A 19,263-nucleotide genomic window follows, 5' to 3' on the forward strand; every position below is an offset into this window, starting at 1 on the left:
TGTGCTGGTCAGGCGGGGTTGATGCTGATCGAGCCGTCGCCGGTGGTGACGGTGACGCGGTGGGCGGACCCGTTGTCGCGCCTGAACGCCCGGTCGATGTGCCGGGAACCGGTGTCGGTCGAGGTGGAGAACGCGTAGCCGACGTCGACGGGCAGCTTCAGGTGCACCGACCCGGTGTCGGTGCGGGCCCGCACCACGGTCGGCGCGGCGGCGAACGCCAGGTGGACCGCGCCGTCGCCGGTGCGCGCGTTGACGTGGTCGGCGCGCAGGCCCTTGGCCAGGATGCCGCCGGTGTCGGTGCGCAGCTCGGCGGTGCGCGCCCGCCCGTCGATCCGGATGTCGCCGTCCTCGGCGACGGCGTTCAGCGAGGGCGTGTCCAGACCCGTGGCGATGATCCTCCCGGTGTCGGTGCGCAGCGTGAGCGCGCCCTTCAGCGCGGACACGCGCACCGTTCCGTCGTCGGTGTGAACGCTCACCGCCGCCGACCGGGGCACCCGGACCTCGTAGGACACGCCGCAGGCGTTGTAACCGATCACGGTGCGGGCGCACCTGGTGGTGAGGCTCAGCGTCCCGCCGTCCACCGCGTGCCGGGCGTCGGGCTTGTTGTTGTCGTTGGACCAGCGGGTCTTCTCATGGACCTGGACGGTGGGGGAGTCCCAGCCGGTGACCTCCACCGCGCCGCCGCCGTTCACCCTGATGGCGTCGACCTTCTCGGTCACGTCATAGGTGCGCTGTCCGGTCTCGGTGCCGAAGTCGACGTTGCCGCATCCGGTCAGTGCCATCGTGGTGAGCGCCACCGTCGCGGCGGCCAGCACCGTCGTGCCCGTCAGGGTCCTCACGTCGTCTCCCACCCCGCCACTCGGTCCGTCGTCCTTCAGCTTCTCGGGCTTGCGGGGGGCGGTGCCAGGTGGTGGTCCGGTGTTTCGGGGGTGGGGGTAGCCCCACCCCTCGCCCCTTGCGGGTTGGTGCTCGTGCTCGGGCTAGCGGTCTCCGCCCGGCTTCCACAGGACGTCGCCCTGGTCGGCGTTGGCCACCCGGCACAGGATGAACAGCAGGTCCGACAGGCGGTTGAGGTAGCGGGCGGTCAGCGGGTTGACGCCGCCCTCCACCAGGTCCTCTCCCTCGGTGGGGGAGGCGCCGTGCGCCTCGATCGCCGCCCATGCGCTGCGTTCGGCGCGGCGGGTCACGGTGCGGGCGACGTGCAGCAGCGCCGCGCCGGGGGTGCCGCCGGGCAGGATGAACGAGCGCAGCGGGGCCAGGTCGGCGTTGTACTCGTCGCAGGCCGCCTCCAGCCACTCGACGTAGTCGGGAGTGACGCGCAGCGGCGGGTACTCGGGGTCGGGGGCGATGGGGATGGACAGGTCCGCGCCGACGTCGAACAGGTCGTTCTGGACGCGGACGAGGGTCGCGGCGACGTTCTCGGGCAGGCCGCCCATGGCGAGGGCGACGCCGATGGCGGCGTTGGCCTCGTCCACGTCGGCGTAGGCGGCCAGCCGGGGGTCGGTCTTGGCGGCGCGTGACATGTCGCCGAGCGCGGTGGTGCCGTCGTCCCCGGTCCGGGTATAGATCCGCGACAGCACGACGGGGGTCTCCCTGTTCTTCGCCATGTCGGTCACTCTAGCCACCACTGGTTATTGGAAAACTGTTCGGTAAGGTTTCGGGTACTTCGCCCGTCATGTGCCCCCGGAGGCGGCTGTGCGGAACCCTGCTGTGTACGACCACATCATCGTCGGTGCGGGAAGCGCGGGCTGCGTGCTCGCCGCCCGGCTCAGCGAGGACCCCGGAACGCGGGTCCTGCTGCTGGAGGCCGGCCCGCCCGACACCGCCCCGGAGATCCACATCCCGGCCGCCGTGGCCTCGCTGATCAAGGGGCCCTACGACTGGGACTACGAGACGGTCCCGCAGGAGCACGCCGAGGGGCGCCGCGTGTACTGGCCGCGCGGGCGCACGCTCGGCGGGTCCTCCTCCACCAACGCGATGATCTACATTCGCGGGGCGCGGTACGACTACGACACCTGGCGCGACTCGTTCGGCTGCGAGGGATGGGGCTACGCCGACCTGCTGCCCTACTTCCGGCGCGCGGAGGACCAGCAGCGCGGGGAGTCGGCGTTCCACGGGGTCGGCGGGCCGCTGCGGGTGGAGGACCTGCGCTACAAGCACCCGCTGACGCGCGCGTGGGTGGGGTCGGCCAAGGCGTACGGGCTGGCCGCCAACGGCGACTTCAACGGCGACCGGCAGGACGGCGTCGGCTTCTACCAGGTCACCCACAAGCGCGGGAAGCGCTGGTCCACCGCCGCCGGGTACCTGCGCCCGGCCCTGGCGCGCGACAACCTCACCGTCGTCACCGACGCCCTCGCCACCGGCGTGGTCATCGAGAACGGCCGGGCCGTCGGCGTGCGCTACGAGGCGCGCGGCGAGCGGACCGAGGCGCGCGCCGAGGGCGAGGTCATCCTGTCCGGCGGCGCGGTCAACAGCCCGCAGCTGCTGATGCTGTCGGGCGTCGGTCCGGCCGACCACCTGCGCGAGCACGGCATCGACGTCCTGGTGGACGCCCCGGTCGGGCAGGGGCTCCAGGACCACCCGTTCGTGAACGTCATGTTCGCCACCCCCCGCGACCGGAACCTGTGGGAGCTGGCGACGCCCCGCAACTTCGCGCTCTACCAGGCCCTGGCGCGCGGCCCGTACGCCTCCAACGTCGCCGAGGCGGGCGGCTTCGTGCGGACCGTCGAGGGGCTGCCCGCGCCGGACCTCCAGTACCACGTGCTGCCGACGCCGTTCATCCGGCAGGGCCTGGTCGAGCCGTCGCAGCGGCTGCTGTCGGTGATGGTGACGGCGGTGGCGGTCGAGAGCCGGGGCACGCTCACGCTGCGGTCGGCCAGCCCCTACGCCAAGCCGCTGATCGACCCGGCCTACCTGACCGCGAAGGCGGACCTGGACATCCTGCTGGCCGGGATCCGGCAGGCCCGCGAGATCGCCGCGACGGGGCCGCTGGGGACGCTGACGGCCGGGGAGTTCGCGCCGGGCGAGCAGGCCGACGACGACGCGGCGCTGACCGACCACGTGCGGCGCGAGGTCGCCACGCTGTTCCACCCGACCAGCACGTGCGCGATGGGCGGCGAGGACGCCGTCTGCGACGCCGAGCTGCGCGTGCGCGGCGTCGAGGGCCTGCGGGTGGTGGACGCGTCGGTGATGCCGGTGGTCCCGCGCGGCAACACGAACGCCCCCACGATCGCCGTCGCCGAGCGCGCCGCCGACCTCATCCGGGGCCGCACGCCGCTCGCCCCCGCGAACCTCTGAGAACGCGAAAGAGCCCCCGCCGGGGATGGCGGGGGCTCTCTCGGTGAGGGCCGTGTGGCGGACACCCGTATGGTGCTCGCCGTTCCCTGCGTGTCACCGCTTGCGCGCCTTCGCGGCCTTGGCGGCGGCCTTGGCCTCCGCGCGCAGCGCCTTGGCGCGGTCCTTGGCGATGATCTGGCTGCCGAACTCCGGGCGGATCATTCTGGGTCTTCTCCTCGTTCCGTCGGACCGGCCTGCCCGTTCCGACATGTTCTAGATTCGCCCTAAGACCCCCGGGCCCACATGGGGACGACGCCTTATCTCACCGGCCGGTGCGGCCTTAGGACGCTCTAAGGCCCTTAGGCGCGGACCGCAGGCGTCTCAGCATCCGGGCGTCCCGGAACCCCACCGCGCGGGCGGCGGACTCGACGGTCGCCCCCCGCGAGATGAGGTGCTCGGCGCGTTCCAGCCGGAGTTCCTGCTGGTAACGCAGGGGAGTGCGGCCCGTCGCCGCGACGAAGCGGCGCGTCAGGGTGCGCTCGCCGACGCCCGCCGCGCCGGCCAGCTCCGCCAGCGGCAGCGGCCGGGTGTAGTGGGCGTCGATGAGGTCCTGGGCGCGGTGGACGGCGTCGCTGAGGTGGGCGCGGTGCCGCAGCAGGGCGCTGGCCTGGGGCTCGTCGCCGTTGCGGCGGGCGTAGACGACCATCGTGCGGGCGACGCGGGCCGCCGCGCCGGGCCCGTGCCGGGTGGCGACCAGGTGCAGGGCCAGATCGATGCCGCTGGCGATCCCGGCGGAGGTGACGACCCGGTCGTCCTCCACGTACAGCACGTCCCGCACGACGGTCGCGCGCGGGTGCCGCCGCGCCAGGTCGTCCTGGAGGTGGTGGTGGGTGGTGCAGCGCCGCCCGTCCAGCAGGCCCGCCCGCCCGAGCGCGAACGCCCCGGCGCACACCGACGCGACCGTCCCGCCCGCCGCGTGGTGGTCGGCCAGGCGCCGGGCGACGGCCGCGCTGATCTTCGGGTGGCCGGCGGTGTGCCCGGGGACGTCGGTGTGCCACCGCCACCCGGGCACCAGCAGCAGGTCGTCGGGCCCCAGCTCCGGCCATTCGGTGTCGGCCCGGAGCGGGACGCCCTGCGCGGTCGGGACGCCCTCCCGCTCGGCCACGTAGTCCAGCCGGTAGGGGAGCCCCTCGTCGGCGGCGGTGGAGAAGACCTGCGCGGGCCCGGCCAGGTCGAGCAGGTGCAGGTACGGCACGAGCAGGAAGGCGACGCGCGTCATGCCCCGACCGGCCTCCCCGCGAGGTCGTCCACCGACGCGATCGTGGCGAAGCGCCCGGCCAGCGCGTACTCGGTGCGTTCGACGATCTCCCGGACGCCCAGCGTGCGCGGGTCGGCCAGCACCTCGGCGTAGTCCCGGTCGGCGGGCGCGTCCCGGTGCGGGATCGGGAACGTGGCCGTGGCGTCGGTGACGAACGTGACGTCGTACCCGAGGTCGCCGGCGACCCGCGCGGTGGTCTCGCAGCACTGCTCGGTCTGGATCCCGCAGACGACCAGCTCGCGGATGCCGCGTTCGGTCAGGATCCGCTGGAGGCCGGTGGTGGTGAAGGAGTTGCGGGAGGTCTTGGACAGCACCGGTTCCCCCTCCCGGGCCGCGAGCCCGTCCATCAGCCGGACGTGTCCGGTCACCGGGTCGAACGGGTTGCCGGTGCCGGGCGCGGTGTGCAGGATCCACACGACCAGGTCCCCCCGTTCCCGCGCGGCGTCGACCAGACGCCCGGCGCGTTCGACGATAGCGGGGTTGGAAACGGCCTGCCACCTGGGCGTCTGCCGGAAGGACTCCTGGATGTCGATGACGAGAAGCGCTCGTTGCATGACCCGATCGTCGCGCCCGGAAGGGGGCCCGCGACAGGCACGAACAGGCCGCGGCCCGGAACGATCCGGTCAGCGCCGAACGGCCCGCCCCCGCGCGGGGGACGGGCCGTTCCGGAGGGGCGGTCAGCGCTTGTAGCGCTTGCCGTGCAGGAAGCTGATCATGTTGAGGACCGTCGCCATGTCCTTCTCGGTGCGCTGGAAGGAGGTCAGGTTCATCGGCAGCGCGAAGCGCTGGCGGGTGATGGCCTTCGGGCGGGCGAACTCGCGCAGGCCGTCGGGGCCGTGGATGCGGCCGAAGCCGGACTCGCCGACGCCGCCGAACGGCAGGGCCGCCACCGTCGCGAACGTCGCGAACGCGTTGATCGACGTCATGCCGGACCGGAGGCGGCGCGCCGCCTCCATGGCGCGGGCCCGGCTGCCCGAGAAGATCGTGCCGGCCAGGCCGTAGCTGCTCGCGTTGGCCTTCTCCACCGCCTCGTCCAGGGAGGCGACGCGGTGGACGGTGATCGTCGGGCCGAACGTCTCCTCGCACACGGCGGCCGAGTCGTCGGGGACGTCGGTGAGGACCACCGGCTCGACGTAGGGCTTGCGGACCGACTCGGGGCCGCCGACGACGGCCTTGCCGCCCTTGTCCAGGGCGTCCTTGATGTGCCGTTCGATGATGTCGAGCTGGCCCGGCATCGTGATCGGGCCGTAGGCGGCCTCGCGGTCGAAGCCGGGGCGCAGGTCCCTGGCCTTCTCGGTGAGCCGGGACAGGAACGCGTCGTAGACCTCGTCCACGACGTAGACGCGTTCGACGCCGATGCAGGTCTGGCCCGCGTTGGACATCGCGCCCCACAGCGCGGCGTCGGCGGCGCGGTCCAGGTCGGCGTCGGCGTCGATGATGCAGGCGTCCTTGCCGCCGCACTCGGCGACGATCGGCGTCAGGTTCTGGGCGCAGGCCGCCATGACCTTCTTGGCGGTGGGGCCCGATCCGGTGAACGCGATCTTGTCGACCAGCGGCGAGGACGCCAGCGCCGCGCCGGTCTCGCCGAGACCGGTGACGACCTGGAGCACCGGCTGCTCGGGCACCACCCCGGCGAAGATCTCGGCCAGCAGCACGCCGACGCCGGGGGTGAACTCCGACGGCTTGAAGACCACGGTGTTCCCGGCGGCCAGCGCGTAGGCGATCGAGCCCATCGGGGTGAAGATCGGGTAGTTCCAGGGGCCGATCACGCCGACCACACCGAGCGGCTGGTACTCCAGCACGCACTTGTTGTTGACGGCCATCATGCCGGGGAAGACGTTGCGCGGGCCGAGCACCTTCTGGGCGTTGCGGGCCGCCCAGTCCAGGTGCGTGATCGCCATGATCGTTTCGAGCTGGGCGTCCTGGACCGGCTTGCCGGTCTCCTGGTGGATGAGCTCGGCCATGCGGTTGAGGTTGCGGGTCAGCGCGCCCTTGGCGTTGAGCAGCCGGACGCGCCGCTCCTTCCAGCCGAGCTCGCGCCACCACCCGGCGGCCTCGCGGGCCCGGCCGAGCGCCGCGGCGACGTCCTCGGCGTCGGAGATCGGGTGTTCGGCGACCACCTCGCCGGTGGCGGGGTTCAACGAGTCGAAGGTGGTGCTGCGCTCCGTGGCCACGGTCATCAGGACCTCCGGGGGTTCGGCCGACTGAGGTAAGTGGGTGCTTTCACGCGCTACCGCTTAGTAAAGCACCCTACGGGGAGACCTCGCCGTCGGGGATCCACGACCCGTGGAACCCGGCCGGAACGCGCCGGGGCAGATGCACCGTCGCCTGGTGGGACAGGTCGGCGGCGTTCAGCACCAGCAGTTCCGAGCCGCCGCCGGACCGGTCGGACACGATCGACAGCAGCCATCCCTCGTCCTCGGCGCCCCGGTCCGCCGCCGGGACGAACACCGCCTCGCCCGGCGCGTCGCCGTCGTCCAGCTCCAGCGCCCGGCTCGCCCCGGTCCGCAGGTCGTACTTGACGATCGCCGCGTCGGCGACCGTGTACAGGTAGCGGTGCCCGCGCCCGGTCCGCGTGTCGTCGTGCGTCGGGAACTCCACGTTCCGGTCGTCGATCTGCTCCTCGACCGCCTTGCCCGTCGCCGGGTCCAGCGTCCAGCGGTGCATCACCGACTTCCAGTGGACGGACGCGGCGTAGGCGGTGTCGTGTTCGGCGGTGCGTCCGATGTCGCCCCAGATGCCCTGGAACGAGTCGGCGTCGTACCGCGCCCCGTCCAGCACGATCCGGCCCTCCTCGTCCTCGTAGGCGTTGCCCACGTGGAACACGTAGCAGGGGTCCACCTCGAACCAGCGGACCGGACCGCCCGAGCGCGGCATCACGCCGAGGCGCGCCCCGTACCCGTCGTCCCAGCGGTAGGGGATGCCCGCGCCGTTCATGACGAGGTCGCCGTCGAACACCACCGGCAGGTCCATCCAGACCACGTGGCGGGCGGTGATGGCGAAGTCGTGCATCATCGTCGGCCCCGGCACCTCGACCTCGCGGCTCTCCACGAGCTCGCCGGTGGCCGACAGCCGGTGGTAGGTCAGGTACGGCGGGGCGAAGCCGTAGCCGAAGAACAGCAGCTCCCCGGTGACCGGGTCCTCCTTGGGGTGCGCGGTCATCGCGCCGGTCAGCCGCCCGCCGAAGTCGCACGGCCCGACCGTGTCGAGCTCGGGTGTGACCTCGTACGGGAAGCCGATCTCCACCAGCGCCAGGATCTTCCCGGCGTGCGGGACGACGTGCGTGTTGGCGGGGACGGCCGCGCGGTCGAACGTGAGGTCCTCGCGGATGAACGGCGCGTCCTCGGTGAACACGCGGGTGCGGACCCACCGGTTGCGGTACCACTCGGCACGGCCGCCGCGCAGCCGCAGCCCGTGGAGCATGCCGTGGCCGGTGAACCAGTGCGGGCTGGTCTCGCCGGGGCGCGGGTTGGGGCCGTTGCGGAGGTAGCGGCCGGTCAGCTCGGCGGGCAGGGCGCCGGTGACGCGCAGGTCGACGGCGCTGATCTCGTCGGGGACGGGGGCCAGGTGGCCGGACATCCAGGCGGGGACGGTCTGCTCGGACATGGGATGTTCCTCCTTGCGGGTTCCCGGAGGGAAGGATCGGCGCGCCGGTGCGGAGGCGCCGTGCGCGGCCAGGTGGCGCTTACGGGCGGACCCGGGGTGGCGGGCGGTACCGCGAGCGCGGTCCAGGGAAGGTCAGGCCGTGGTGGTTCGCCATCGCGATCGCTCTCATCAGACATGTCAGTTATGACATGTTCAAATCTGACATTCCAAAGATGACATGTCAATCCCGACGTGTAAGATCAGAACTATGAGCCTTCGACACGCGGTCCTCGGTCTGATCGCCGAGCTGGACGGGGCCAGCGGCTACGACCTGCTCAAGTTGTTCGAGATCTCGCTCAACAGCGTGTGGCCCGCCACCCAGAGCCAGCTGTACGGCGAGCTCGGCAAGCTCACCGCCGAGGGCCTGATCGAGGTGGTGGCCGAGGGGGCGCGCGGCCGCAAGGAGTACGGGATCACCGAGACCGGCCGCAAGGAGCTGGAGCACTGGATCGCCGAGGTGGAGCCCAAGGTCCCGCGCCGCGACGACGCGCTGCTGCGGGTGTTCCTGCTCGGCCAGGTCGACCGGGAGCGGGCCCTGTCCTTCCTGGACCGCCAGCGCGAGCGGGTGGAGGAGATGGTCGCCGAGCTCGCCGGGCTGGAGGAGGCCGTCCCGTGGGACGACGACAACCTGTCGTTCTACGGCCGCCTGGTGATGGAGTGGGGCAAGCAGTCGCTGCGGGCGCGCCGTGACTGGTACGAGTGGGCCCGCAACGAGATCGAGAGCCGCGGGTGACGGCACCCGCGGCTCTCGGAGGGTGAGGCTCAGGCGAAGTCGCGGACGTGGTCGGCGGCCCACTCGGCGAACGTCCGGGCGGGCCGCCCGGTGATCCGCTCGACCTCGGACGACACCGGCTGCGGCCGGTCCACGGCCTCCGCCCAGAACGTCAGCAGCGCGTCCACGACCGGCTCGGGCGCGTACGTCATCGCCGCGCGCGCCGCCTCCGGGGACAGCTCCTCGTAGGTCACCGGGCGGCCGATCGCCTCGCCGATGATCCGGGCCTGGTCGGCGAAGGTCAGCGACTCCGGACCCGACAGCTCCGGCCGCGTGCCCACCAGGTCGTCGCCGGTCAGGGCGCGGGCGGCGACGGCGGCGATGTCGCGCTCGTCGATCGGGACGGTGTGGGCGCGGGCGTGGGGGCCGCGCACGACGCCGTTCCCGCGGATCTGGTCGGCCCAGCCCAGGGCGTTGGCGGCGAACGCGCCGGGCCGCAGGTGCGTCCACTCCAGCCCGGTCGCCTCGACCTGGCGTTCCACCGCCAGGTGGTGGTCGCCGATCGGGTTGCCCTCCCCGGCGAGGACGGCCGACGACGACAGCACCACGATCCGGCGGACCCCGGCCTGCCGCGCGCGGTCGAGCAGCTCGTCCACGCCGTTCCAGAAGGCGGCGGGGTTGAGCAGGACGCCGGTCGCGCCCTCCAGCGGCAGGTCGGCGGTGCGGGCGACCTCGGTGCCGTCCGGCAGCGCGGCGGTGGCCGGATCGCGGGACAGCGCCCGCACCTTGTGGCCCGCGTCCAGCAACTCGGCGACGACATGGCGGCCGACGTTCCCGGTCGCCCCGGTGATGACGAACATGCTTCTTCTCCTTCGGTCAGAACGCGTCCCAGCTTTCATCCATCCGGATGAACTTGTCAACCATCCGGATGGATGAAAGCTGGGTTACACTGGTCCCGTGACCGACAGGCCCCGCCGCGCGCCCCGCCCCGACGAGCGCAAGCTCGACGCCGAGCGCACCCGCCGCCTGCTGCTGGAGGCCGCCCTGGAGGAGTTCTCCGCCAAGGGCCTGGCGGGCGCGCGCGTGCAGGACATCGCCGACCGCGCCGGGGTGAACAAGCAGCTGATCAGCTACCACTTCGGCGGCAAGGAGGGCCTGTTCGAGGCGCTCCTGCGGCGCTGGCACGAGGAGGAGGCCGGGTTCAACGACCCCGACGTCCCGCTGGACGAACTGGTCGTGCGCTACCTGCACAGCTCGCTGGACGACCCGCGCGGCAGCCGCCTGAACGCCTGGTGTGGCCTCACCGACCCCTGCCCCGACCCCGCCGACATCCCCCGCGAGGACCTGTCGGACATGGAACGCCGCCAGGCCGCCGGGCAGATCGCCGCCGACCTGGACCCGGCCGCCGTCCTGCTGGCGCTGATGGCGATGGTCGCCGCGCCGACCGTGATGCCGGGCGCGGCGGTGCGCGCGTTCGGCATCGACCCGCGGTCACCGGAGTTCCGCGAGCGCTACGCCGAACAGCTGCGCCGCATCGTCCGCCACCTGGCGGGCTGAGCCCGGCCCGCCCCGATCCCGGTCAGTGCCCCGGTCAGTACTCCGGTCAGTCCTGCCAGAACTGGAACAGGGCGTGCCCGGTGCGGATCGGCAGCCCCTCCATGTCGATCGCCATCCTGAACGGGAACTCGCCCAGCCCGATCAGGTCGGACACCCCGTAGGCCACGTCGAAGAACGCCTGGTTCACCGCCGGGATCAGCCACAGGCACGCCAGCAGCCCGAGGAAGATGTAACCGCCGTACTGGTTGGCCCGCTCCACGAACGAGCGCGGCAGGAACGGCTCGATGATCCCGAACCCGTCCAGCCCCGGGATCGGCAGCAGGTTCAGGATCGCCGCGGTGACCTGGAGGAACGCCAGGAACGCCAGCGCCGCCCAGAACACCCCGTGCCCCCGGTCGGCGAAGTTCTTGAAGATCACCGCGAGCATCACCGCGAACAGCACGTTGGCCAGCGGGCCCGCCGCCGACACCAGGCTGTGCCGCAGCCGCCCGTGGATGGCCGACCGGTCGACCCACACCGCGCCGCCGGGGAAGCCGATCCCGCCGAGCAGGATGAACAGCACCGGGATGCCGAAACTGAGGATCGGGTCGGCGTACTTCAGCGGGTTCAGCGTCAGGTAGCCGCGGGTGGCCACGTCGCGGTCGCCGGACCGGTAGGCCAGGTAGGCGTGCCCGAACTCGTGCACCGCCAGGGTCACGATCCAGCCGAGCACCACGAACCCGAACACCGCGATCCGCGCGGGCCGGTCGGTGATCGTCCCGTACCGCCAGGCGATCAACCCGCACAGCACGGTGCCCGCCAGCAGCGCCAGGAACACCGGACTCGGCGAGATCCCCTGCGACCGGCCCCGCATGTGGTGTACCGAGCCCATGCCTTACCTTCCCCGCGACTGCATCGTGCGGCGCCGTCCCCGGCCGCCCTGGTCGAAACGCTACCGTGGCCGGCGTATGCCCGGCGTCAGGGGACGGCGATCACCGGGCGGAGTGACCAGGGCGTGATCAACCCGAGACGATCACGGGCACCACATAGGTGCGCAGGAACGTCCGCAGCCCGTCGGCGTCCCGGTCCCGGTCCATCACGATCAGCGACGTGATGATCCGGAACAGGAACTCGACCGTCCCCTCCACCTCGATGTCGGCGCGCAGCAGCCCCCGCCCCTGCGCCAGCGCGAAGTAGGGCCGCACGTGCTCGCAGCACAGGTCGAGGACGTGCTCGGCGGCCCCGGCGACGGCCGCCTGCATGTGCCCGGCGGCCTCCGGCACCAGGAACCGTGCGACCGTCGGGTCGGACCGCACGAACGTCACCGCGTCCACGCACCCCTCGACGATCGCGTCGGGCACCGACGGCAGCGCGCGCAGCCGTTCGGTCAGCAGGTCCAGGAACCGGCGCAGGTCGCGCAGCACGACCGCGAGGATCAGCTCCTCCCGGCCGCCGGTGACGGCCCGGTACACCGTGGCCCGCGACAGCCCGGCCGCCGCCGCGACGTCCTCCATGGTCGTCTTGGCCACGCCGAAGCGCCCGAAACACTCCTGCGCCGCGTCGATGATCCGTTCCCGGGTGGCGTCGGCGGTGGTGGGGGGCATGCGGGAAAGGGTACTCAGTGCCGGAACGGTCAGCCCAGCGTGTAGTCCAGCGCCCAGGAGTGGCCGCCGTCCGGCGCGACGCTGATCGTCCCGTTGCCCCGGATGCCCGTCAGCTCGCCGGTGCCGGAGTTCGGCACGATGATCCACCGCAGCCACTGCGTCGCCTCGGTGCCGTCCTCGCTGCCCGCGCTGTGCTGGAGCACGAACGTCCCCTCCCGGCCGTGCAGGATGCCCTCCACGCTCTCCAGCCCCACGTAGGCCGCGGGCCCGGCGGCCGTCTCCACCGTGAGCAGTTCGGCGCTGCTGGTGCCGACCAGGTCGCCGTGGAACGTCTTGCGCACCAGCACGCGCGTCAGCTTCGTCCCCTCGCGTTCGTCGAAGGGCTTGTCGGCTTCCCAGGCGTCGATGTCGAAGGTGCCTCCAGCGTGAGCGCTCATGCCCGACATGATGCCCGCGCCGCACGGCTTGGAACAGGACCCCTAGAACAGCGTGCCCTCGTGCTCGATGCCGCGCAGCGCGTCGTAGTCCAGCGTCACGCAGTCGATGCCCCGGTCGGTGGCCAGCACCCGCGCCTGCGGCTTGATCTCCTGCGCGGCGAACACCCCGCGCACCGGCGCCAGGTGCGGGTCCCGGTTGAGCAGCTCCAGGTACCGGGTGAGCTGCTCGACCCCGTCGATCTCCCCGCGCCGCTTGATCTCCACGGCGACGGTGCCCTGCCGGTGGTCCCGGCACAGGATGTCCACCGGGCCGATCGCGGTGGGGTACTCGCGGCGGATCAGCGTCCACCCCTCGCCGAGCGTGGTGATGTGCTCGGCCAGCAGCTCCTGCAGGTGCGCCTCCACCCCGTCCTTGATCAGTCCGGGATCCACGCCCAGCTCGTGCCGCGAGTCGTGCTGGATCTCGTGGATGGTGAGGATGAGCCGCTCGCCCGACTTGCCGTGGGTGACCGTCCAGCGCGCGATGGCGCCGTTCTCCTCCGGGTTCTCCTCCAGCGGCTCCTCCCGCAGCGTGCAGGGCGGGTTCATCCAGTTCAACGGCTTGTAGGCGCGGTCGTCGGCATGGATGCTCACGCTTCCGTCCGCCTTGATCAGGATGAGGCGGAGGGCCAGCGGGAGGTGGGCGGTGAGCTTGCCGGCATAGTCGACGCTGCAGCGGGCGATAACGAGACGCACGGTCGGCCAGCATAGTGAGGGTCGAAAGCGCTTGCGCCCGTCCCGGCTGAGGCCGACAGAATGAGTTTTGTGAGCGATCTTCAAATTCGATGGGCGACGCCGGCCGACGACGCGGCGTTGGCCGAGCTCGACGCGCGGACCTGGTCGACGGTGAGCGCGGTCGCGCCCCGCCCCGAACCGGGGGAGCCCTTCTTCGGCGGGAAGACCCCGCCGGAGTCGATCCTCGTCGCCGAGCGCGACGGGAAGGTCGTCGGCTACGCCAAGCTCGCCGCGCCCTACCCGTTCCCCTCCGGCGCGCATGTGCGGTCGATCCACGGGCTGGCCGTCGACCCCGGCGAGCGAGGGCGGGGGATCGGCCGGGCGCTGATGGAGGCCGCGTGCGACCGGGCCCGCGAGCAGGGGGCGCGGCGCATCACGCTGCGGGTGCTGGGCGGCAACGACCCGGCGCGGCGGCTCTACGAGTCGCTGGGGTTCAACGTCGAAGGCGTGCTCCCCGGAGAGTTCTTCCTCGACGGGCGGTACGCGGACGACGTGTTGATGGGCAAGCCGCTCTGACGTTCGCGCTCTGGCGTCCCCGGGCGGCGCACGGCCGGGGCGCACCCTGGCCGTACACCGCCTTACCAGGCGACTTACGGGCTTAGACGGTGGAACGGGCGCCCGGATAGGACGTCGTCCCCATGTGGGGCGGGGGGCCTTAGGACCAACCTTGAGGGTGTCGGGCCGGAACGGGCCGACGAACCAGGGAGGGGCCATGTTCCACAACGACATCATGTACGCGGTGATGCGGGAGCGCGCGCGGGAACTGCGCGAGGAGGCCGCGACCCGTGCGGAGGCGCGGGGCGCGCGCCGGGCCCGGAGGCGCCGGACCGAGCTGGAGGAGCAGACCTCCTACCGCCGTCCGGTCCGCCGCTACCGCCCGGCGTAAGGCCGGCGCGGGGCCCGGCTCAGGACCCGGCTCAGGACCCGGCTCAGGGCCCGGCCCAGAGAGCGCATGACCGGATCGACCGTGTCGGTCAAGTCTGGAATTCGATCGCCGTCAAGATTAGCGTCACGGGCATTGGGCGACATCACCGCCGGCGGAAGGAGCCCCGCGATGTCCCTTGACGTGTCCCCCGAACTCCTCGAACAGGCCCGCAAGGGCGAGGTCGGCGACGCGGCCTTCGTCGAATGCGTACGCACGTCGCTGCCGTACGCCTGGGAAATGATCAGCGGTCTGGTGGCGAAGCTGCAGGTGGACGGCGGCGAGTTCGCCGACAACCAGGTCCCGCCGCCGGACGAGCGGGCGCGCGGCCAGTTGCTGCGGGTGCTGGCCAGCGACGCCATGCGGGGTGCGCTGGAACGGCACTTCGGAATGAAGCTGGCGTTCCAGAACTGTCACCGGGTGGCGGTCTTCCCGACCGGGGACTCGGCGGCGTACCGGACGTTCGTCACCGCCCGCGAACAGATCCTCAACCAGTCCCCGGAGCTGAGGGACTGCTGATCGGGCAGGAAGCGGCCCCGGTCCCGAACGCGTTCGGGACCGGGGCCTCGGCACGGTCGGCGCCGCGTGCGGCGACGGCCCTACGCGCCGACCTGTGAGGTGGGCGCCACCTTCAGCGACAGCGCCCGGTCGCGGCGCGAGGGGTTCCTGTCCGGGGCGGAAGACGACCCTGACCGTTCGGTGACGGACGGCCGCTCCTCCGGCGGCGCCGCCATCGGGGGCCGTCCCTCGTAGTAGGGGACGGTCTCGCCGTAGGCGAGTTGCAGGACCTTCTCGTCCATCGGGCCGAAGCGCTCCAGGTGCCGCGAGCCGTGCCGGCGCAGCGTGGCGTGCACCTGGGCCTCGATGCCGGTGCGCTCCGGCGTGACCTCCTCCACCAGGGCGAACGCCAGGTTGACGCAGTGGCCGGTCAGCTCCTCGGTGCGTCGCCGCCCGTCCGACCTCGGCACGGCCACGGCGGTGCCGTCGGTGATGGCGCTGGACACCGAGAACTGGAGGGCGGAGCTGGCCCACACGTGCTCGCGCCGGGCGCGGGCCGCGTGCATGGTGAGGCGCAGGCGGGCGGCGCACGCGGGCTGGATCTCGTCGTGGACGACGGCGTGCACGGCCTGCGCGGTCTCCAGCGCCCTCTCGGCGCGCCCGGCCGGGTCGCCCCGGTAGGCCGCCAGCAGCGCGTCGCCCTGCCAGGAGTAGATGTCGCCGTCGCGGAGCCTCACCTGCGCCTCGGCCTTCTCCCAGAAGGTGTCGACCAGGGCGGCGGCGGCCGCGGGGTCCGGGCCGAGGGCCCGGACGATGTGGCTCCAGCCGTTGATGTCGATCACCAGGAAGGTCGCCTCCAGGCGCTCCCAGCCCGCGGGGATGTGCGTCATGACCTGGCCTCCGGGTCGTGCGGCGCCGCCGGCGGCGGCCGGTCGGCCTGGTTCTCCCGGTCGGCGACCAGGCTCAGGGTGACGCCGAGACCGATCAGCGCGATCCCGGTCAGGGCCAGGGCGACCAGCCGGACCCGGGACAGTTGCGGAACGGTCAGCCGGTCGCCGATCTGCAGACCGCCGCCGACCAGGGCGATCAGCAGGAAGATTGCTCCCACGACCTCTAGTGTCATCGCTCGCACCCCAGGAGTTGAACTTCTCTATACCTAGAAGATAGATGATCCATACTCCATGTGTGAAGGCTTCCACATAAAAGCGTGGGGACTTTCTCTCAGGAGGTGGGGAGCAGAGCCCGCAGCCCCTCGACGTCCAGCAGGAGGAGGCGGTTCCGCTTGCTGGCGACCAGCCCCTCGTTGCGCAACCTGGTCCAGGTCGCCGAGACCGACTCGCGGGAGACCCCCAGCAGGTTGGCCAGCTCCTCCTGACGGCGCGGGTAGGGGAACCAGACGCCCTCGCTGCCCTCCCGGCCGACCCGGTCGGCCAGCATCACCAGGATCTCGGGGACCTGCACGGAGATCTTGTGCTGCTTGAGGCGGACGAAGTCCGACCCCTCCTGCAGCCGCTCCACCAGCACCTCCAGCAGCGCCCACTGGGCGCCGGGGTTCTCCAGCAGGTAGCGCTTGAAGTCGGCGGCGTCGATCTCCAGCACCTCCACCTCGTCCAGCGCGCGGACCGTCGCCGACCGGGGGCCGCCGGAGATCGCCGCCAGCTCGCCGATGATGTCGCCGTCGCCGCGGAAGCCGAGCAGGTTGCCCGACTCGCTGGGGGGCGCGTCGGGCTCCAGCTCCGGCTCGGAGATCACCGCCGCCCAGCCGCGCAGCAGGATCAGCGCCGAGTGGGACCGGCTGCGCTGCCGAATGATCTTGTCGCCCGCCGGGAGGATGTCGCGGACCGCGTACTTGCGGAGGGCCTCGCGCTCCCGCTCGCCGAGCTTGCCCCAGTAGGAATTCGATCTGGTCACATCCGGGAGTGTAGCTTTCCACACTCAGGGTCGGGGAAGTTCGGCACGGACCTTGGGGAGGACCTCCTCGCCCAGCCGGGTCACGTTCGCGAACGTGGCCTCCGCCGACCCGGCCGCCTCCACCAGCAGGGCCAGCCGGCGGACGCCGGTGCGCTCGACCGTCGCGACCAGGCGCGCGGCGCAGTCGTCGGGGGAGCCCACCGGGTGCATGCCGCACAGGCGCCGCGCGTACTCCACCGGGTCGCGGCGGGCGCGCGGACGGTCGTCGACGGCGACGTACCCGTCCAGCCCCGGCCCCAGCCAGCGCGGCATCTCCCGCAGCACGGTCGCCACCGCCTCCTCCCGCGTGTCGGCGACCTGCGCCAGGTGCGCCGACACGTGCGGGGCGGGAACGCCGTGGCGTTCGACGGCGGCGGCCTTCTCCGCGTCGCCGACGTGCATGCCGAGCAGCATCGGCAGGCCGCGCTCGGCCGCCAGCGCCTCGGTCGCCTCCGAGGTGCAGGCCACCAGGACCGGCGGGGGCGCCGCCGCGCGCGGGACGACCGGCACCTCCCGGAACGCGAAGTGCTCCCCGTCCCACCCGACCCGCTCCGAACGCAGCCACGCCAGCAGCAGGTCCAGCGACTCGGCGAACCCGCGCTCGTACCGCTCCAGCCCCGTCCCGAACACCTCCAGGTCCCGCCACGGCCCGCCGCGCCCCACCCCCAGCCGGAACCGGCCGCCCGACACCAGCGACAGCATCGCCGCCTGCTCGGCCAGCGCCACCGGATGCTGGTTGGACAGGACGCTGACGGCCGTCCCCACGTGGACGCGCCGCGTCAGCCCCAGCAGGTGGCCCGCGAACGTCGCCGCCGACGGCACCACCCCGTAGGTCATGAAGTGGTGCTCGGCCACCCACACGTCGTCGAACCCGACCCGCTCGGCCAGGAGCGCCGCGCGCACCGTCCGTTCCAACGCGGCCGCGTCGTCCTCGCCGGGGAAACGCGCCGCGAGCAGGAAAACCCCAAATCGCACTCCCCGGTCGTACCCGGATCGCGCGGATGGGAGACTGCCGGGCATGAGTGGCGTTTCGTTCAGCAAGGTCGGCGTGGTCGGACTGGGCACCATGGGCGCGGGCATCGCCGAGGTGCTGGCCCGGGGTGAGCTGGCCGTCGTCGGCATCGAGGTCAACCCCGAGGCGCTGGAGCGCGGGCGGGGGCACCTGGAGAAGTCCACCGGGCGCGCCGTCAAGCGCGGCAGGCTCACCGAGGAGGGGCAGCGGGCGATCCTCGACCGGATCGCGCTGTCCACCGACTTCGCGGACCTGGCCGACTGCGACCTGGTCATCGAGGCGGTCCCGGAGCGGCTGGACCTCAAGCGCGGGGTCTTCGCCCAGCTCGACCGCGTGTGCCGCCCCGACGCGGTGCTGGCCACCAACACCTCCTCCCTGTCGGTCACCGAGATCGCGGTCTCCACCAACCGCCCCACCAAGATCGTCGGAGTGCACTTCTTCAACCCGGCGCCGGTGATGAAGCTGGTCGAGGTGATCCGCACGGTCCTCACCGAGCCCGAGGCCGTCACCCGCGTCGCCGACCTGGCCGCCGCCCTCGGCAAGACCCCGGTGACGATCGGCGACCGCGCCGGGTTCGTCGCCAACCGCCTGCTGTTCGGCTACCTCGGCCAGGCCGTGACCATGCTGGAGTCCGGCCACGCCACCCGCGACGACATCGACACCGCGATGCGGACCGGCGGCGGGCTGCCGATGGGCCCGTTCACCCTGATGGACCTGATCGGCCTGGACACCTGCCTGGAGGTGCTGGAGGCGATCCACGCCGAGACCCGCGACCGCCGCCACGCCCCCTCCCCGCTGCTGCGCGAACTGGTCGCCGCCGGGCTGCTGGGACGCAAGACCGGCCGCGGCTTCTACGCCTACGACGGCTCCGAGCCCGAGGCCCCCGCCGGCCCGTCCGGAGCCGTCCAGCCGGTGCTGTGCGTCACCGGCGACGGCCCGCGCCCGGCCCGCCTCGCCGACGCCGCGACCGGCGACCCGGCCACCTGCGACCTGGTCATCGCGCTGGACGAGAAGGCGCTGGCCGAGGCCGCCGCCGTCGCCAAGCCCGGCGCGGTCCTGGCCACCCTGGACACCTCCCGCCGCGTCATCGGGCAGGCCGTCGCCTCCGGCCGCCCCGCCGACGTCGTGGGCCTGCACCTGCCCGAGGCCGACGGCGAGCTGGTCGAGGTCGCCACCACGGTCCTCACCGGCGAGGGCGTCGCCGACAAGGCCGTCGCGCTGGCCGCCGCCCTCGGCCTGACCGCCGTCCGCTGCCGCGACCGCGCCGGGTACATCGTGGACGCGCTGCGCTTCCCCTACCTCAACGACGCCGCCGCCATGCTCGGCGCGGGCTACGCCGACGCCGACGCGATCGACGCCGCCATGCGGCTGGGCTGCGGCTACCCGACCGGCCCCATCGCCGATCTGGACCGCCTCGGCCTGGACCGCGCCGTCACGGTGCTGCGCGCCCTGTACGACGAGTCCCGCGAGCCCGCGTTCTCCCCGACCCCGCTGCTGGAGGAGCACGCCACGGCCGGCCGGACCCTGCGCTAGGACCGGCGCCGAACCAGGTTCGGGGCCCCGCGCGGCCACGCGCGGG

At 72.6% G+C, this 19,263-nt stretch carries 22 protein-coding genes; 7 read left to right on the forward strand and 15 right to left on the reverse strand.

The annotated features are described in order from the left end of the window. Nucleotides 1-8: 8 nt before the first annotated feature. Both AKI01S_RS09075 and AKI01S_RS09080 read right to left on the reverse strand, forming a co-directional pair. Nucleotides 9-839: a DUF4097 family beta strand repeat-containing protein gene (locus tag AKI01S_RS09075; RefSeq protein ID WP_157419734.1), complete on the reverse strand. Its 831-nt coding sequence runs from the start codon at nt 837-839 to the stop codon at nt 9-11. Nucleotides 840-980: 141 nt separating this feature from the next. After that, the gene (locus AKI01S_RS09080; RefSeq protein WP_067813968.1) at nt 981-1,607 is read right to left on the reverse strand and encodes a cob(I)yrinic acid a,c-diamide adenosyltransferase; all 627 of its coding nucleotides are present in this window, start codon (nt 1,605-1,607) and stop codon (nt 981-983) included. 103 nt (nt 1,608-1,710) lie between these two features. On the opposite strand from AKI01S_RS09080, the gene AKI01S_RS09085 reads away from it, so the two are divergent. Then, entirely contained in the window at nt 1,711-3,297 is a 1,587-nt protein-coding gene (locus tag AKI01S_RS09085) for a GMC family oxidoreductase (RefSeq protein ID WP_083999207.1), read from the forward strand. Nucleotides 3,298-3,616: 319 nt separating this feature from the next. On the opposite strand, the gene AKI01S_RS09090 is transcribed toward AKI01S_RS09085, so the two are convergent. The 4 genes from AKI01S_RS09090 to AKI01S_RS09105 all read right to left on the reverse strand — a co-directional run bounded on the left by AKI01S_RS09090 (nt 3,617) and on the right by AKI01S_RS09105 (nt 8,200). Continuing rightward, nucleotides 3,617-4,555, reverse strand: coding sequence for a GlxA family transcriptional regulator (locus AKI01S_RS09090; RefSeq protein ID WP_067813890.1), 939 nt, complete (start codon nt 4,553-4,555; stop codon nt 3,617-3,619). After that, nucleotides 4,552-5,148: a cysteine hydrolase family protein gene (locus AKI01S_RS09095; RefSeq protein WP_067813893.1), complete on the reverse strand. Its 597-nt coding sequence runs from the start codon at nt 5,146-5,148 to the stop codon at nt 4,552-4,554. Before AKI01S_RS09095 ends, AKI01S_RS09090 begins: the two co-directional genes overlap by 4 nt. Before the next feature lie 123 nt (nt 5,149-5,271). Continuing rightward, on the reverse strand, nt 5,272-6,774 hold the full coding sequence (locus AKI01S_RS09100) for an aldehyde dehydrogenase family protein (RefSeq protein WP_067813895.1): 1,503 nt from the start codon (nt 6,772-6,774) through the stop codon (nt 5,272-5,274). 70 nt (nt 6,775-6,844) lie between these two features. After that, the gene (locus tag AKI01S_RS09105; protein ID WP_067813897.1) at nt 6,845-8,200 is read right to left on the reverse strand and encodes a carotenoid oxygenase family protein; all 1,356 of its coding nucleotides are present in this window, start codon (nt 8,198-8,200) and stop codon (nt 6,845-6,847) included. Nucleotides 8,201-8,447: 247 nt separating this feature from the next. Between AKI01S_RS09105 and AKI01S_RS09110 the strand changes: the two genes are divergently transcribed. After that, nucleotides 8,448-8,972 (forward strand): PadR family transcriptional regulator, encoded by a 525-nt coding sequence (locus tag AKI01S_RS09110; protein WP_067813899.1) that lies wholly within the window; start codon nt 8,448-8,450, stop codon nt 8,970-8,972. Between the two features lie 29 nt (nt 8,973-9,001). Here the strand turns inward: AKI01S_RS09110 and AKI01S_RS09115 are convergent, their stop codons facing one another. Further along, nucleotides 9,002-9,811: an NAD(P)H-binding protein gene (locus AKI01S_RS09115; RefSeq protein ID WP_067813901.1), complete on the reverse strand. Its 810-nt coding sequence runs from the start codon at nt 9,809-9,811 to the stop codon at nt 9,002-9,004. Nucleotides 9,812-9,908: 97 nt separating this feature from the next. Between AKI01S_RS09115 and AKI01S_RS09120 the strand changes: the two genes are divergently transcribed. Further along, entirely contained in the window at nt 9,909-10,508 is a 600-nt protein-coding gene (locus AKI01S_RS09120; protein WP_218009607.1) for a TetR/AcrR family transcriptional regulator, read from the forward strand. A gap of 46 nt (nt 10,509-10,554) precedes the next feature. Here AKI01S_RS09120 and AKI01S_RS09125 read toward each other — a convergent pair whose 3' ends face one another. The 4 genes from AKI01S_RS09125 to nucS form a co-directional block, all read right to left on the reverse strand. Continuing rightward, nucleotides 10,555-11,379 carry a site-2 protease family protein gene (locus AKI01S_RS09125; RefSeq protein ID WP_157419735.1) on the reverse strand — a complete coding sequence of 275 codons (825 nt, stop codon included), beginning with the start codon at nt 11,377-11,379 and terminating at the stop codon, nt 10,555-10,557. Nucleotides 11,380-11,506: 127 nt separating this feature from the next. Beyond that, the gene (locus AKI01S_RS09130) at nt 11,507-12,091 is read right to left on the reverse strand and encodes a TetR/AcrR family transcriptional regulator (protein WP_067813907.1); all 585 of its coding nucleotides are present in this window, start codon (nt 12,089-12,091) and stop codon (nt 11,507-11,509) included. A 29-nt stretch (nt 12,092-12,120) separates the two neighbouring features. Next, a complete protein-coding gene (locus AKI01S_RS09135; protein WP_067813909.1) occupies nt 12,121-12,528 on the reverse strand; it encodes a DUF3224 domain-containing protein in 408 nt (135 codons plus the stop codon). A 42-nt stretch (nt 12,529-12,570) separates the two neighbouring features. Then, a complete protein-coding gene (gene nucS / locus AKI01S_RS09140) occupies nt 12,571-13,263 on the reverse strand; it encodes an endonuclease NucS (protein WP_067813911.1) in 693 nt (230 codons plus the stop codon). A gap of 60 nt (nt 13,264-13,323) precedes the next feature. Between nucS and AKI01S_RS09145 the strand changes: the two genes are divergently transcribed. From AKI01S_RS09145 to AKI01S_RS09150, 3 genes are all read left to right on the forward strand, one after another. Beyond that, nucleotides 13,324-13,818 (forward strand): GNAT family N-acetyltransferase, encoded by a 495-nt coding sequence (locus AKI01S_RS09145; RefSeq protein ID WP_067813913.1) that lies wholly within the window; start codon nt 13,324-13,326, stop codon nt 13,816-13,818. Between the two features lie 196 nt (nt 13,819-14,014). Next, a complete protein-coding gene (locus tag AKI01S_RS50335) occupies nt 14,015-14,188 on the forward strand; it encodes a hypothetical protein (RefSeq protein WP_157419736.1) in 174 nt (57 codons plus the stop codon). A 168-nt stretch (nt 14,189-14,356) separates the two neighbouring features. After that, nucleotides 14,357-14,743, forward strand: coding sequence for an SCO5389 family protein (locus AKI01S_RS09150; RefSeq protein ID WP_067813915.1), 387 nt, complete (start codon nt 14,357-14,359; stop codon nt 14,741-14,743). An 80-nt stretch (nt 14,744-14,823) separates the two neighbouring features. Here AKI01S_RS09150 and AKI01S_RS09155 read toward each other — a convergent pair whose 3' ends face one another. From AKI01S_RS09155 to AKI01S_RS09170, 4 genes are all read right to left on the reverse strand, one after another. Next, a complete protein-coding gene (locus AKI01S_RS09155) occupies nt 14,824-15,612 on the reverse strand; it encodes a hypothetical protein (protein ID WP_067813917.1) in 789 nt (262 codons plus the stop codon). Continuing rightward, a complete protein-coding gene (locus AKI01S_RS09160; protein ID WP_067813919.1) occupies nt 15,609-15,830 on the reverse strand; it encodes a hypothetical protein in 222 nt (73 codons plus the stop codon). The genes AKI01S_RS09155 and AKI01S_RS09160 overlap by 4 nt, the downstream gene beginning before the upstream one ends. Nucleotides 15,831-15,943: 113 nt before the next feature. Then, entirely contained in the window at nt 15,944-16,633 is a 690-nt protein-coding gene (locus AKI01S_RS09165; RefSeq protein ID WP_067813921.1) for a Crp/Fnr family transcriptional regulator, read from the reverse strand. Nucleotides 16,634-16,657: 24 nt separating this feature from the next. Beyond that, entirely contained in the window at nt 16,658-17,647 is a 990-nt protein-coding gene (locus tag AKI01S_RS09170; protein ID WP_067813923.1) for an LLM class flavin-dependent oxidoreductase, read from the reverse strand. A 43-nt stretch (nt 17,648-17,690) separates the two neighbouring features. On the opposite strand from AKI01S_RS09170, the gene AKI01S_RS09175 reads away from it, so the two are divergent. Beyond that, complete coding sequence (locus AKI01S_RS09175; RefSeq protein WP_067813925.1) at nt 17,691-19,217, forward strand: 3-hydroxyacyl-CoA dehydrogenase family protein; 1,527 nt, start codon at nt 17,691-17,693, stop codon at nt 19,215-19,217. The last annotated feature ends 46 nt before the right edge of the window (nt 19,218-19,263 follow it).

The organism is Actinomadura kijaniata NBRC 14229, assembly GCF_001552175.1.
GTDB lineage: Bacteria > Actinomycetota > Actinomycetes > Streptosporangiales > Streptosporangiaceae > Spirillospora > Spirillospora kijaniata.

Coding starts and splice junctions, on each gene's coding strand:
- AKI01S_RS09080 (WP_067813968.1), bottom strand. CDS start 1,607: ATGGCGAAGAACAGGGAGACCCCCGTCGTGCTGTCGCGGATCTATACC.
- AKI01S_RS09090 (WP_067813890.1), bottom strand. CDS start 4,555: ATGACGCGCGTCGCCTTCCTGCTCGTGCCGTACCTGCACCTGCTCGAC.
- AKI01S_RS09095 (WP_067813893.1), bottom strand. CDS start 5,148: ATGCAACGAGCGCTTCTCGTCATCGACATCCAGGAGTCCTTCCGGCAG.
- AKI01S_RS09100 (WP_067813895.1), bottom strand. CDS start 6,774: ATGACCGTGGCCACGGAGCGCAGCACCACCTTCGACTCGTTGAACCCC.
- AKI01S_RS09105 (WP_067813897.1), bottom strand. CDS start 8,200: ATGTCCGAGCAGACCGTCCCCGCCTGGATGTCCGGCCACCTGGCCCCC.
- AKI01S_RS09110 (WP_067813899.1), top strand. CDS start 8,448: ATGAGCCTTCGACACGCGGTCCTCGGTCTGATCGCCGAGCTGGACGGG.
- AKI01S_RS09115 (WP_067813901.1), bottom strand. CDS start 9,811: ATGTTCGTCATCACCGGGGCGACCGGGAACGTCGGCCGCCATGTCGTC.
- AKI01S_RS09125 (WP_157419735.1), bottom strand. CDS start 11,379: ATGGGCTCGGTACACCACATGCGGGGCCGGTCGCAGGGGATCTCGCCG.
- AKI01S_RS09130 (WP_067813907.1), bottom strand. CDS start 12,091: ATGCCCCCCACCACCGCCGACGCCACCCGGGAACGGATCATCGACGCG.
- AKI01S_RS09135 (WP_067813909.1), bottom strand. CDS start 12,528: ATGAGCGCTCACGCTGGAGGCACCTTCGACATCGACGCCTGGGAAGCC.
- AKI01S_RS09145 (WP_067813913.1), top strand. CDS start 13,324: ATGAGTTTTGTGAGCGATCTTCAAATTCGATGGGCGACGCCGGCCGAC.
- AKI01S_RS50335 (WP_157419736.1), top strand. CDS start 14,015: ATGTTCCACAACGACATCATGTACGCGGTGATGCGGGAGCGCGCGCGG.
- AKI01S_RS09150 (WP_067813915.1), top strand. CDS start 14,357: ATGTCCCTTGACGTGTCCCCCGAACTCCTCGAACAGGCCCGCAAGGGC.
- AKI01S_RS09155 (WP_067813917.1), bottom strand. CDS start 15,612: ATGACGCACATCCCCGCGGGCTGGGAGCGCCTGGAGGCGACCTTCCTG.
- AKI01S_RS09175 (WP_067813925.1), top strand. CDS start 17,691: ATGAGTGGCGTTTCGTTCAGCAAGGTCGGCGTGGTCGGACTGGGCACC.